The organism is Natronorubrum halobium, from assembly GCF_051351675.1.
Taxonomy (GTDB): domain Archaea; phylum Halobacteriota; class Halobacteria; order Halobacteriales; family Natrialbaceae; genus Natronorubrum.
Genome location: NZ_CP195595.1, coordinates 256897 through 269065, shown reverse-complemented (window position 1 = coordinate 269065; position 12169 = coordinate 256897). Strand labels below are relative to the sequence as shown.

The 12169-nt window shown below is 64.3% G+C and carries 13 protein-coding genes; 3 read left to right on the top strand and 10 right to left on the bottom strand.

The features are described from left to right. Positions 1–2: 2 nt before the first annotated feature. The 10 genes from phnD to ACSFC7_RS01225 all read right to left on the bottom strand — a co-directional run bounded on the left by phnD (position 3) and on the right by ACSFC7_RS01225 (position 9700). Positions 3–1109: a phosphate/phosphite/phosphonate ABC transporter substrate-binding protein gene (gene phnD / locus ACSFC7_RS01270; protein ID WP_436345955.1), complete on the bottom strand. Its 1107-nt coding sequence runs from the start codon at positions 1107–1109 to the stop codon at positions 3–5. A gap of 208 nt (positions 1110–1317) precedes the next feature. After that, the gene (locus ACSFC7_RS01265) at positions 1318–2142 is read right to left on the bottom strand and encodes an undecaprenyl-diphosphate phosphatase (protein ID WP_436345954.1); all 825 of its coding nucleotides are present in this window, start codon (positions 2140–2142) and stop codon (positions 1318–1320) included. A gap of 101 nt (positions 2143–2243) precedes the next feature. Next, positions 2244–2468, bottom strand: a complete 225-nt coding sequence (locus tag ACSFC7_RS01260; RefSeq protein ID WP_436345953.1) for a DUF7511 domain-containing protein — start codon at positions 2466–2468, stop codon at positions 2244–2246. Positions 2469–2775: 307 nt separating this feature from the next. Further along, positions 2776–2991 carry a hypothetical protein gene (locus ACSFC7_RS01255; protein WP_436345952.1) on the bottom strand — a complete coding sequence of 72 codons (216 nt, stop codon included), beginning with the start codon at positions 2989–2991 and terminating at the stop codon, positions 2776–2778. Between the two features lie 343 nt (positions 2992–3334). Then, positions 3335–4339: a PhoU domain-containing protein gene (locus ACSFC7_RS01250; RefSeq protein WP_436345951.1), complete on the bottom strand. Its 1005-nt coding sequence runs from the start codon at positions 4337–4339 to the stop codon at positions 3335–3337. 4 nt (positions 4340–4343) lie between these two features. Beyond that, on the bottom strand, positions 4344–5021 hold the full coding sequence (gene phoU, locus ACSFC7_RS01245; RefSeq protein WP_436345950.1) for a phosphate signaling complex protein PhoU: 678 nt from the start codon (positions 5019–5021) through the stop codon (positions 4344–4346). Positions 5022–5037: 16 nt separating this feature from the next. Beyond that, positions 5038–5943, bottom strand: a complete 906-nt coding sequence (gene pstB / locus ACSFC7_RS01240) for a phosphate ABC transporter ATP-binding protein PstB (protein WP_436345949.1) — start codon at positions 5941–5943, stop codon at positions 5038–5040. Positions 5944–5945: 2 nt separating this feature from the next. Next, the gene (gene pstA / locus ACSFC7_RS01235; RefSeq protein ID WP_436345948.1) at positions 5946–7670 is read right to left on the bottom strand and encodes a phosphate ABC transporter permease PstA; all 1725 of its coding nucleotides are present in this window, start codon (positions 7668–7670) and stop codon (positions 5946–5948) included. Positions 7671–7722: 52 nt separating this feature from the next. Further along, on the bottom strand, positions 7723–8664 hold the full coding sequence (pstC, locus tag ACSFC7_RS01230) for a phosphate ABC transporter permease subunit PstC (protein WP_436345947.1): 942 nt from the start codon (positions 8662–8664) through the stop codon (positions 7723–7725). 64 nt (positions 8665–8728) lie between these two features. After that, positions 8729–9700 (bottom strand): PstS family phosphate ABC transporter substrate-binding protein, encoded by a 972-nt coding sequence (locus tag ACSFC7_RS01225; RefSeq protein WP_436345946.1) that lies wholly within the window; start codon positions 9698–9700, stop codon positions 8729–8731. Between the two features lie 292 nt (positions 9701–9992). On the opposite strand from ACSFC7_RS01225, the gene ACSFC7_RS01220 reads away from it, so the two are divergent. The 3 genes from ACSFC7_RS01220 to ACSFC7_RS01210 all read left to right on the top strand — a co-directional run bounded on the left by ACSFC7_RS01220 (position 9993) and on the right by ACSFC7_RS01210 (position 12145). After that, positions 9993–10337 (top strand): DUF7471 family protein, encoded by a 345-nt coding sequence (locus ACSFC7_RS01220; protein ID WP_436345945.1) that lies wholly within the window; start codon positions 9993–9995, stop codon positions 10335–10337. Then, positions 10334–10846 (top strand): winged helix-turn-helix transcriptional regulator, encoded by a 513-nt coding sequence (locus tag ACSFC7_RS01215; RefSeq protein ID WP_436345944.1) that lies wholly within the window; start codon positions 10334–10336, stop codon positions 10844–10846. Before ACSFC7_RS01220 ends, ACSFC7_RS01215 begins: the two co-directional genes overlap by 4 nt. Before the next feature lie 303 nt (positions 10847–11149). Beyond that, a complete protein-coding gene (locus ACSFC7_RS01210) occupies positions 11150–12145 on the top strand; it encodes a PhoU domain-containing protein (RefSeq protein WP_436345943.1) in 996 nt (331 codons plus the stop codon). The last annotated feature ends 24 nt before the right edge of the window (positions 12146–12169 follow it).

Sequence of the window (12169 nt, the reverse complement as noted above, 5' to 3'; positions counted from 1 at the left end):
GGTCAGTCCTCCAGTTCGTCCGTCCGGTAGTCGGCTTCGTTTTGCTCCTGAATTTCGAGGATGACGTCCCAGTGGGTGGCGTAATCGATCTCGGTGAACGAATCTCGATCGTAGTACTCCTCGAGTGCCGTCCCCGCGTAGTCGTACTCGAGGTGAGCGCGTTCGATCCCCTCCTGGAGTTCCGGCTCGAGCGCGTGGTGGTAGCAGAACGACGTCGTCGGGAACGGATCGCTCACCCAGACCACTTTCAGATCGTCGCCGTCGACGTGGCCGCTCTCGATCTGGCGTTCTAACACGGTGCTCGCGATCGGTGCGGCGTCGTAGTCGCCGGCGTCGACCGCACGGATACTGTTCTCGTGACTGCCCGAGAACTCGAGGTCGTAGTCCTCGCCCGGTTCGACGCCGCCGGCGGAGAAGAGCGCGCTCGGCGCCTGGTGGCCGGAGTTCGAGGACTCTTCGACGTGCGTGACGTCGGCACCGTCCAGATCGGCCAGTTCGTCGATATCGCTGCCGACCTGCGAGATCACCCAGAGCCGGTAGCCGAACGCCCCGTCTGCGATCTGGATACCGAACGGCACCGCGCCGGCGATATTCACGGCGAACGGAGTCGCTCCCGTCGCGAATCCCGCGACGTGCAGTCGATCGGCGTTCATCGCTTCGATCTGTGCGGCGTAGGAGTCGAGGGGATTGACGACGACGTCTTTCCCCGTTTCGGCCTCGATGTTCTCGACGAGCGGGGCGAGGACGTCCTCGTACGTGGCCGGATCCTCGGTCGGGACCATCGAGAAGTCGAGGGTATCCGGATCGAGGCGGTCGCCCGCATCGGGCGTCTCCGGCGGGGGACTCCCGTAGCGCGGTTCGTCGCGCGGCTCCATCTGCTCGAGCAGTTCGTCAGTGCCGATGTGGAAGTCGTCCGCGAGGAGCGTCGAGGCGAGTTGCGGGAACTGCGGATCGTCGGGATCCCAGTCGGGGTAGGAGTCGGGGTCGCCACCGTTCGAATCGTCTCCGCTGACACAGCCCGCGAGTAATCCGCCGACTACTGCGCTGCCAGTGAGAAGATAGCGTCGTCGACTCTGTGCACCGAGGGAGTGACGTTGGTTATCTGCCATCGATAGCATCGGGTCGTCGAACGGGTATTAACTATGCTAATTGGTATACTAATTGATAGTAGCTCGTCCGTAGTAGTATATAGTCCACCGCTCCCGGCCCAATCGGAACGGCTCGGCTCGCGTCGTGAAGGTCCGTTCCACCGGTAGATTTCGAGACGCCGTGACCGCAGGCGGGAGCCGAACGCTGGCGACTACCGGGACCGAACACTCACGCGAGCGCCGTGAGACCGCCGCCGACGATACAGAGCGCTCCGAGCCCGAAACAGACGTGCGAGAACTCGATCGCGTCGACGACCCGCATCAACGCGCTGATCGCGACGTAGCCGACGACGGCGCTGGTCGTCAGCGCGACGAGCGCTATCGAGGGAGTCGGCGTCGGCACGCCGCCCGTATCCACCAAAACGAGCATCCCGGCACCGATCCCGGCGGGGATACTCAGCAGGAACGAGAGCCTGAACGCCGACGTGCCGTCGTGCCCGCGGAACAGCAGCGCGCTCGCCGTCGCTCCGGACCGAGAGACGCCCGGAAGGATCGAGATGCCCTGCAACGCGCCGACGACGATCGCGTCGAACAGGTTCGGATGCGACCGATCCCCGAGTCCGACCGACTCGGTGACCTGCTGGATCGCCCCGGTTACCACCAGTAACACGCCGATGAGCGCGATGAACGCACCGCCGGTGAGATCCCGTGCGACGTCTATCAACAGGAGATACAGCGGAACGCCGACGAGCCCCGTCACTACACAGGCGACGACGACGAACGTCGTCTCCGCGTTCGATCCTTCGAATGCCGTCCGCGGACGCCATCCCGGTGCGGCTTCGACGGCGTCCCGGATCGTCTCGCGGTAGTACAGCGTCGCCGAGAGCGTCGTTCCGGCCTGGAGGAACAGCGCGAGCTGGAGCGCGAGTTCGGGCTCGGTGCCGACGACGGTCAGAAACAGCGAGAGATTGCCCGTGCTCGAGATGGGCAACCACTCCACGATCCCCTGGACGATCCCGGAGAGGATCGCGACGATCACCTCGCGGAGCGTCATCGGTGGCTCCAGCCTCCCGCCGCTACCGGGGTCCGACGGCTGTTTCGATCCCTCGCAACCTGCGGAGAGTCATCCGCTGATTTCGTCCCAGTCATCGATCGCTACCGCATTGCGTCGAGGTCGACGACGGCCGACAGATCCGCCGACAGCCAGGTGGTGGTTCGTTCGTCCTCGGGACACTCGCGCGGTGTAATCGTACACCGATCCGCCTGATTTCGGTAGTGGACGACGACACACTCGAGCGCGTCGGAGTGATTGTTGCCCGTGGCCGCCTCGAGTCGCCGTCGAATCGCGCGGTCGTCGGAGCCGTGTGATGATTTGCTCATGGGGGTGAACCTCGAACGACTACCTAGGGGCACTGCCAAGACGTACAAAACCGCTGCTAGTTGCCGTATTGAGTGCTCAATAGCGGTGTAGTGTGTGCCGTACCGACCGGTATCGACTCACTCCTGCGTGAGTCGTCGACACGCTCCGGTCGCGGCTGTCCCGACCGTCGGTCCGGTTCGGAGCGGCGGCTTCGGCGTGGACTTCCGGTGACGTCGGCACCGGGAGTTCGACCGGCAGGGGTTCTCGACCGACTTCGGACTCGAAAAGAGGGGAGAGCGTCCATGATCGCCGTTCAGTCGCTGCGGGTCAGCGTTCCGCGTCCGTCGAACGACACTCGAGGAGCAACTCGCTGATCGAGCGCTTTCGATGACTGGTCAACAGGTGCGTGGAGATGGCGTTCCGAGTCTCCGCAGTGTACGCACACAGCGGACAGGTCGTCTGCTCGGCCGTCGCGGACTGGCTGGCTGTCGTGGACGGGTCGACTGCTGTCGGCCGGTCGGCCGTCGTGGAGTGATCGGACATGGTGGATCGGACCGCAGTGGGGGATGCCGTGGTCGTCTCGGTCCGTGGTACGCGTCGAGAGCAGTCGCCGTCGACCGATCGACACGTCCGCTGGGGGCGGAGCGTCGCCGGCCACTGTCTCCCGAGTGACTGAGACACCACGCAACTGAAGCGTCCACGTATCGCCATAAGGCCGTTTCTAGGAGCGGTACGGACCGCTCTCGAATCGACTATAGCACTACTGTCCGGTTGCCGTTCGTCCTCCTGTACTGCCGTCGCTACCGGTTGCGGTCTCGGCCACGAACTGGCAGTACACCGGCCAAAAGAGACGTCACACGTTCTCACACGCCCGCACCGGTCGCACTCATCCCTCGAGTCCCGTTTCGATCCTGGTCTCGGCGATCGTGAGCCCGATTTCGGCGATCTGACGGAGGCTCCCGAGGAGCGGACTGTACAGACACGCGTCGGTCTCGCGGTGGTCGTACAGCCGCCGACCGAGTCCCGCGAGATCCTCGTCGACGGCGGCGTACGTGTCGCTCGCGGCCGTCACCTCGCCCGAGAGTGCGGACTCGACGAGACACCGAATCTCGGCCGCGACGGATTCGATCCCGCCCCGAAGCGCTTCGTCGGGCGGGCCGGGCTGGTCCAGCGCGACGGCGGCGATTCGATCCGCGTGATCCGCGAGTCGCTCGAACTGACGAGCCGTCCGGTACTCGCGAAACGCGACCGTTCGGTCGGTTCCCAGTCGGTCGATGTCCTGGACGTCCTCGAGCCCGCGGTGAAAGCCCCGACTCACGAACGCGAACAGCCGGTCGACGTCGTCGTCCCGGCTCCGGACCCGCCGCGCGAGTTCGTCGTCGTCGTACAGGAGGGCCTCGATCGCATCGCCGTACAGTTCGAGCGCGAGTTGGCGCGCCTGTGCGACCGTCTGCGGAAGCGAGACCGCTCCGGTGTCGAGCAGGTTCGCGATCGAGAGCCGGTCGTCGGTCGTCTCCTGAATTTCGATGCCGATGAGTCGACCGACGGCTCGCTCGAGTTCCCGCCGCGTATCGGTCTCGAGACCGCTCACTCCCGTGACGGTGATTCGATCGGAGCCCGTCGCGTACGCCGCTCGAACCCGTTGCAACAGCGCGCGCTCGTCGCCGTCCGTCGCGTCGATCGTCACCGATCGATCGCGCCCCGGCACGTGCTCCGGGGCGGCGATGACTCGGTCGTCGTGGGGATAGAGGAACATGGACATTCCGGATTCCAGCCCCTGCTCGAGCGCCCACTCCTTCGGCAGCGAGACGACGAACGTGGAGTTACCGGTCAGCTGGATCTTCCGTTCGACGGGGTCGGACGCGCCGTCCGAGACGGTGTGGTGGCTCATCGGCTCAGTAGATCAGCTCGTCGTCGTTCTCGACCATGTACAGCGTTCGCGCGGCGATGTTGACCGCGTGGTCGCCGACGCGCTCGAGATCGCGGACCGTCAGTAACATCCGCGAGACGTCCTCGAGGAGCGCGTCGTCGCCGATCTCGGCGGCGGCCGTCGTCTCGAACTCGAGGAGGTCGCGAACGACGGCTTCGCTCGCCCCCTCACAGAGCGCGTCGGTCTCGTCGTCCATCGCCGCGATGTCGTGGGGCGTCGCGGCGTCGTCGTCCGCGTACGCCTCCATCGCCGTCTCGACCATCTCGACGGTCTGGGTACCGATGTAGCCGATGTCGATCTCGGAGTAGCGCTCCCGTTCGGCCTGCTGGGTGTACTCCCCGAGATTGACCGCTAGATCGCCGATCCGCTCGAGATCGGTGATGATCTTGAACGACGCGGCGACGAATCGCAGGTCGCCCGCGACGGGCTGTTGGAGCGCGAACAGCTCGATACACCGCTGTTCGATCTCGAGGTACAGTTCGTTGACCTCGTGGTCGCCCGCGATGATCTCCTCGGCTAGCGCGTCGTCTTTCGTCTCGAGAGCCTCGAGCGCCTGCCGAAGCCGCTGACAGACGAGGTCGCTCATCTCGAGGACGGTCTCGCGCAGTTCCACAAGCTGTCGCTGGTATTCGTTCCGTGACATGATTGGCGTGCGGTCGTTATCCGAATTTGCCGGTGATGTAGTCCTCGACGCGGTCGTGCTCGGGGTTCTCGAAGATTTTCGCGGTGTCGCCGTACTCGACGAGTTCCCCGCCGGTGAGGAAGACGGCGGTCCTGTCGGAGATGCGGGCCGCCTGCTGCATGTTGTGGGTGACGATGACGACGGTGTAGTCGCGGGCCAGGTCGGCGATGAGATCCTCGACCTTCGAGGTCGCGACGGGGTCGAGCGCCGACGCGGGTTCGTCCATCAAGATCACGTCGGGATCGGTGGCGATCGCTCGCGCGATACAGAGCCGCTGTTGCTGGCCGCCCGAGAGGTCGAGCCCCGACGACTCGAGTTGGCCTTCGACCTCCTCGAGCAGTGCAGCGCGTTCGAGAGCGGTGTGGACCCGTTCGTCGACGTCGTCGTCGATTCCCTGGACTTCGAGGCCGAAGGCGACGTTGTCGTGGACCGACTTCGGGAACGGATTCGGCTGCTGGAACACCATGCCGATCTTGCGGCGCAGCGCGACGGGATCGACATCCTCGTCGTAGACGTTCTTGCCGTCGAATCTGATCTCGCCGTCGATTCGGCAGCTGGCGATGCGGTCGTTCATGCGGTTGATCGACCGAAGGAACGTCGACTTGCCGCAGCCGGAGGGACCGATCAGCGCGGTCACGCTGCGCTCGGGGATCGCCAGATCGACCCCCTGCAACGCGCGGTCGTCGCCGTAGGAGACGTCGAGGTCCCTCGCCTCGACGATCGGGTCGGTCACCGTCGAGCCACCGGATCGTGCGGTCGACTCCGGTGTCGTATCGCCGCTCGAGACCGCGTCGTCTCGCGTGGCGATGTCTATACCGGCCGCTTCGGTCGCGGCCTCTCCCGGCGTCGGATCGTCGGACGTGGATGGATCGTTTCGGGTCATCGTTACCGGTTCTGGGTTCGCTGATAGCGATTTCTGAGGACGATTGCGGTCGCGTTCATCGTCATGAGCACGACGAGCAACGTGACGACACCCGCCGCGAGCACGCCGTACCGGAAGTCGACTCCGATCTGCGTCGACCAGGTGTAGATCTGTCGCGACATCGCCCCGGTTCGGCCCGTAAAGGAGTTCGGAGAGGTCCGAACGACGGCGGCGACGCCGATCATCAGCAGGGGCGCCGTCTCACCGATCGCACGGCCCAGCGCGAGAATCGTTCCGGTGAGGATCCCCGGAATCGCTTCGGGGAGGACGACGCTTCGAACGGTCTGCCACTTCGTCGCGCCCATGCCGTAGGCGGCGTTTCGTCGAGAATCCGGTACCGCGCGGATCGCCTCCTGTGCCGAGATAATCACGATCGGCAGGATCAGCAGTCCGATGGTGAAGCCGGCGACGAGGGACGTTCCGCTTCCCATGCCGATGGTCCTGATAAAGATCGCGAGTCCGAGGACGCCGTAGACGACCGACGGGACGCCGGCGAGGTTCGCGACGTTGATCTCGAGGAGCTCGACTACCTTGCTCATGCGCCCCTGCGTCGGTGCGTACTCCTCGAGATAGATCGCCGCACCGACGCCGATCGGGAACGTCGTGACAACGATCACGGCGAGGATGAGGATACTTCCGATGAGGGCGGGATAGATTCCGGCCTCGGTCGGGTCGGTACTGTGCGGACTGGTCAGAAACGACCAGTCGAGCCAGGCGTCCGGCCCGGCGACGCCGAGCGCTCCGGCGAGCCCCCACAGGAGCGCGAACCCGACGGCGACGACGACCGGAAACGCGAGCCCGATCGCTCCGTCACCGTGTCGGAGGACGTGTTCGGCGTACAGCCCACAGCCGCCGACGACGATCGGTGCGAAGACGATCCACGTCATCGGCGTTACCCCGATCACCGGCGCGAGAGCGAGGCCGAGTCCGGCGAGGACGACCGTCGCTCCGAACGCGACCGCCCCGTCGCGATCGCTCTTGCGGACCCGACGGATGTGCCACCCGATCGCGGCCGCGATCGGAATCGCAAACGTGCCGAGCAGGGTGAGCCCCGCGGTCGGGAGGACCGGTAACGAGAGTATCACTCCCCGAACGCTCGGCACCAGTTCCGGTATCGAGAACGCGACGTGGAACAGTTCCTGCCCGAGGAGGGGCGTCCGAACCGGAACGTCGACGCTGATTCCCGGAATCCCGACCACCGTGAGCAGCGGAACGAGAACGACGACGGCCAGTCGCTCGAGGACGACGTCGGGTCGGACTCGAGTGTGTCCCTCGATGACGGCGGCCGCGACCAGCAACGAGATCACCAGCGCGAGCCACTCGTGGGGCGTGACGATGTGAGCGTAGACGATCCAGACGCCGCCCGCCGCGAGCGCCGTGACGAGCGGGATGCCGAGTGCCGTGTAGGCGACCCGTCCGGCCTGCGGTGCGGTGCGGTAGACGTACGCGGCGAACGCGACGATCGGTCCGGTCACGACCAATCCGAACAGGGCCATCCACGCCGGATCGGCCGTCAGCGGCTGGAGCGCGTCGTTCGCGACGTACAGCAGGAACACGAGCATCAGGCCGAGTGCGAGTAGCGTTGCACCCAGACAGGTCCACTCGAATAGTTTCCCTCGCGTTCGGCCGACGTTCTCGCCGGCACCGAACCAGTCGCCGGTAGTCGACGCGGTGGTCCGTCCCGCCATTAGCTGTCCACCTCCGCTCGTCTCGCGCGTCTCGTTGCGTTTACAGTCATCGTTACTGGTACTCCTCGCGGTATCGCGCCGCGATGCGGTTGCTCAGCAGGTTCATCAGAAAGGTGATCGCGAACAGCGTCAGCCCGATGGCGAACATGCTGTAGAACTCCGCCGACGCGCCGGTCGCGTCGCTCGTCACCGCGTGAACCATCGCCGCGGTCATCGTCTGTCCGGAGTTCGCGAGGTTCTCGAACGGGTTGGTCACGTTCAGCAGCCGGGCCTGCATCCCGCCGGCCATCACGACGATCATCGTCTCGCCGATCGCCCGGGAGATAGCCAGAATATACGACGAGAAGATCCCCGACACCGCGGCGGGGATGACGACTTTCGTCGAGACCTCGAACTTCGTCGCGCCGAGGCCGTACCCCGCCTCGCGAAGTTCTTCCGGGACGGCACTCATCGCGTCTTCGGAGAGCGACGAGACCATCGGCACGATCAGAATGCCGACCATGATCGACGCGCTCAACAGGTTGAACGTGCCGATCGGGACGCCGATCCCGCGAAGCCACGGGGTGAGATACACCAGCGCGAGATAGCCGTAGACGACCGTCGGAATCCCGGCGAGGATCTCGAGCGCCGGCTTCAGTATCGAGCGCATTCGCGGGCTGGCGTACTCGGAGAGGTAGACCGCGGCGGCGGTGCCGATCGGGATCGCGATCAGCGCCGAGACGGCGGTCACGATCAGCGTCGAACTCACGAGCGGGAGGATCCCGAACGTGTCGGTTCTCGAGTTCCACTCCGTTCCGGTCAGGAAGGAGCGGACCTCGACCTCGTCGAAGCCGAAGAACGTGATCGTGTCGTAGGCGAGCGTCCCGAGAATACTCAGCGTGACCAGTACTGTCAACGCCGTACACGAAAACAACAGCCAGCGGTACAACCGCTCTTTGGTGTCACGGCCGGTTCGCGCCCGTGTCAGCGAGGCTGTTACCGATTCCTTACTCATAGTTGTGATAAATTAGTGTTCGCCTTGGTGGCTGGTCGTGTTCTGACGACCACGACAGTGGTGCTTACGCGAGGTCCTCGAGCGTCGAGAGGTTCTCGTCGCGGACGTCCTCGTTCGCCGGGACGTAGCCGATCTCGTCCGCGATGAAGCTCTCGCTCGAGTTTTCGAGGTAGAACTCGAGGAAATCGTAGACCTCCTCGCGCTGGGTCGCCTCTTCGCTCGCATAGATGAACAGCGGGCGAGCCATCGGGTACTCGCCGGCCTGTGCGGCCTCGAGGCTCGGCTCGCCGCAGTCGCCGTCCTCGGACTCTTTGACCTCGAGGGCTTTGATCGCGTCCTGGTTCTCCTGGTAGTAGGCGTAGCCGAAGTAGCCGATCGCGTGGGGGTTGTCCTGCAGTCCCTGGACGATGAGGTTGTCGTCCTCGGTCGGCTCGTAGTCGTCGCGGTGGTTGCCGGCCTCGCCGACGACGTTCTCGGTGAACCAGTCGAAGGTGCCGGAGGTCGTGTCGGGTCCGAACAGTTCGAACTCCTCGTCGGGCCAGTCGTCGTTGACGTCGGCCCACGTCTCGGCGCCGTCTTCCTGCCAGATCTGGGCCATCTCGTCGAAGGACATGCAGTCGACCCAGTCGTTGTCCGGACTGACGGCCATCGTCAGGGCGTCGCCGGCGACCTCGAACTCGACCGGAGTCACGTCGTTGTCGAGACAACTGGACTCCTCCTCGTCCTTGATCGGCCGCGACGCGCCGTTGATGTCGGAATCGCCCGGACAGAAGTGGTTCTCGAACCCGCCGCCGCTGCCGGTCGAGTCGACCGTGACGTTGATGTCCGGATACTCGTCCATGAACTGCTGGGCCATCTCGTCGGAGACGGGGAAGACGGTACTCGAGCCGGTGATAATCACTTCACCGCCGTCGCCGTCATCGCTGTCGGTTTCCGAACACCCGGCGAGCGCGAGCGCTCCGGCGGTCCCGGTTGCCGCGAGGAAGCCGCGTCTCGACGTCGATCCACCCAGCCGTCCGAATTTCTCATCGGTCATCACGTGGACAATCCGACGGGTAGTAAAAATACGATGCTATGATTGCTATATATTGACACGTATCTATATATTCTTGAACAGTGATGACTGTTGTATCCTCGATAGGTGCACTTAGACGGCCTCAGGTGCCGTAATTTCATTTCGGACACTGTCCCCGAACGCGTCTTCGAGTCTCGGAAACGGCGGCGATAATCAGATCTATATTGTCTCGATCGGTTCGGTTTGTAGTCGAGTGCGCGTCTCCGTCTGTCACGACAGATATCTTTTCGTACGTTCGGCCGAATACCTAGGTATGGCCGTTCCGGGACTCGAGACCATACTCGACGGACTATCGACCGCCCCGCCCGAGTACGCCGCCATCGTCGCCCTCGAGACCGTCGCCTCGATCGCGATCCTCGCGGTATCGCTGGCGCTGTTCGCCCGACGCAGGCAGACGTCGTATCTGTTCGTCACGGCCGCGTTCTCGACGCTGGTGATTCGAAGTGCCCTCGGACTCCTCACGGTGTTCGGACTGCTCGCGATCGACAGTCACCACGTCCTCGAACACGGACTCGACGTCTTACTGATCGGACTGTTGTTTCTCGCGGTGATCGTCGCCCAGCGAAGCGAGTACGCGAACCCGAGGTCGAACTCATGAGCGAACACCGACTGCGGATCGCCAGACGCGTTCACCGGCAGCCGGGGGTCCACTTCAACGAACTCGTCCGAACCCTCGAGTTGACGCCGGCGACCGTCCGAGACGCGCTCGACGACCTGCTCGAACAGGGGACGATTGCGGTCGAAGAGCTCTCCGGCCGTACCCACTACTATCCGCCGTCCTACGACGACTGGGAGCGACGCGCGCTGGCGGCGTTTCACCGTGAAACCGCCCGCGAAATTCTGGTCTACCTCTACGAACACGGCCAGTCCCGTCCGAACGACGTTACGACGGCGCTCGACATCGCACGCGGCACGCTCGAGTGGCACCTGGAGACGCTGCTCGAGTGGGATCTGGTCGAGAAACGGCGCGACGGATCCCACGTCACGCTCGAACTCGCGAGTCCCGAGGAGACCATCGAACTGCTCGCCATCGTCGAACCCGACGCGACCGACCGGTTCCTCGACCGGGCGTCCCGACTGCTCGATCGATTCCTCGAAGGCGGATGATCCCCGATCCGGCCCGAGACGGGCGGACGGCGTAGGCGCCGATAAGCACCGATCCGTGCGGACGTCTCCGCAGCCGGCTGGTGCGGAGCGGTCAGTCCGTCGAACGCCGATTCGAGAGTAGACGGGGAATCGTCGGTCGTAGATATATGGAACTATATAGTTATATAGATTGGTGCGTGATGGTATGTTCCACTGTGTGCTCTAAACCGTACTCAATAGCACTTCATACCGAAGAATGCGAGATAGCGGGATCACTCTATAGACTCGGGTAGATTTATATTCCTGCCATAGCAATCGCGTGGTATGGAGACCCGAAAAGTCCAGGTGACTGGTGGATCGACGTATACAGTGTCGCTCCCGAAGGGCTGGGCGACGGAAAACGGTATCAGCAGCGGATCGACCGTCGAAATCTACTCGGAGGGCGACACGCTGCTCGTCACGCCCCAGCGGGACACCGACCATCACGAGGGCACGCTCGAGGTGGCCACGCTCGAGGACGAACAGTTGATCCGGGCCGTCCTGACGATGTACGTCAGCGGGTTCGACATCATTCGTCTCGAGGCGAATCGGATCACGACGGACCAGCGGCGGGCGATTCGCAGCGCCGTTCAGGGGCTCGTCGGCGTCGAAGTCGTCGAGGAGGGAAGCGACTCCGTCGTCGTCCAGGATCTCCTCGACTCCTCGGAGCTGTCGATCGTCAACGCCGTGAGTCGGATGCGGCTGATCGCCACCTCGATGCTCGAGGACGCCGTCACCGCCCTCGTCGAGAACGACGGCGACATCGCACAGGACGTCATCGAGCGCGACGACGATGTCGACCGACTCTTCCTCGTCGTCTCGCGAATCTTCCGCGCGACGCTCCGGTCGCCTCGTGCCGCCGAAGGGCTCGGCGTCTCTCGCGAGGATTGCTTCGACTTCCACTCGAGCGCTCGCCAGTTGGAGCGCGTCGCCGACCACGCCGTCAAGATCAGCCAACTCGCGCGTAAACTCGAGGCGATCCCCGAGGGCGTCGCCGACGCCCTGCTCGAGTTACACGCCGACGCGTCGACGATTCTCGACCAGTCGATGGACGCGCTCTTCGCCGACGACAGCGACGAGGCGACGGACCTGGGTCACGAGGCACTCGAGTCCGTCCTCGAGATCGACGAACACACCCGAACGATCGACGATATGCTTCGGGAACTCGACTCCGTCCAAGCCCAGTCGCTCGGCCTGATCCTCGACTCGCTCTCCCGGAGCGCCGACTACGGCGGCAACATCGCCGAGACGGCGCTCCAGAAGGCTGCACCGCGGCCCTGAATCGTCTTCGCCACACGAGACAAT

Coding starts and splice junctions, on each gene's coding strand:
- ACSFC7_RS01210 (WP_436345943.1), top strand. CDS start 11,150: ATGGAGACCCGAAAAGTCCAGGTGACTGGTGGATCGACGTATACAGTG.
- phnD (WP_436345955.1), bottom strand. CDS start 1,109: ATGGCAGATAACCAACGTCACTCCCTCGGTGCACAGAGTCGACGACGC.
- ACSFC7_RS01250 (WP_436345951.1), bottom strand. CDS start 4,339: ATGAGCCACCACACCGTCTCGGACGGCGCGTCCGACCCCGTCGAACGG.
- pstB (WP_436345949.1), bottom strand. CDS start 5,943: ATGACCCGAAACGATCCATCCACGTCCGACGATCCGACGCCGGGAGAG.
- ACSFC7_RS01215 (WP_436345944.1), top strand. CDS start 10,334: ATGAGCGAACACCGACTGCGGATCGCCAGACGCGTTCACCGGCAGCCG.
- ACSFC7_RS01225 (WP_436345946.1), bottom strand. CDS start 9,700: ATGACCGATGAGAAATTCGGACGGCTGGGTGGATCGACGTCGAGACGC.
- ACSFC7_RS01220 (WP_436345945.1), top strand. CDS start 9,993: ATGGCCGTTCCGGGACTCGAGACCATACTCGACGGACTATCGACCGCC.
- ACSFC7_RS01260 (WP_436345953.1), bottom strand. CDS start 2,468: ATGAGCAAATCATCACACGGCTCCGACGACCGCGCGATTCGACGGCGA.
- ACSFC7_RS01265 (WP_436345954.1), bottom strand. CDS start 2,142: ATGACGCTCCGCGAGGTGATCGTCGCGATCCTCTCCGGGATCGTCCAG.
- pstC (WP_436345947.1), bottom strand. CDS start 8,664: ATGAGTAAGGAATCGGTAACAGCCTCGCTGACACGGGCGCGAACCGGC.
- phoU (WP_436345950.1), bottom strand. CDS start 5,021: ATGTCACGGAACGAATACCAGCGACAGCTTGTGGAACTGCGCGAGACC.
- pstA (WP_436345948.1), bottom strand. CDS start 7,670: ATGGCGGGACGGACCACCGCGTCGACTACCGGCGACTGGTTCGGTGCC.
- ACSFC7_RS01255 (WP_436345952.1), bottom strand. CDS start 2,991: ATGTCCGATCACTCCACGACGGCCGACCGGCCGACAGCAGTCGACCCG.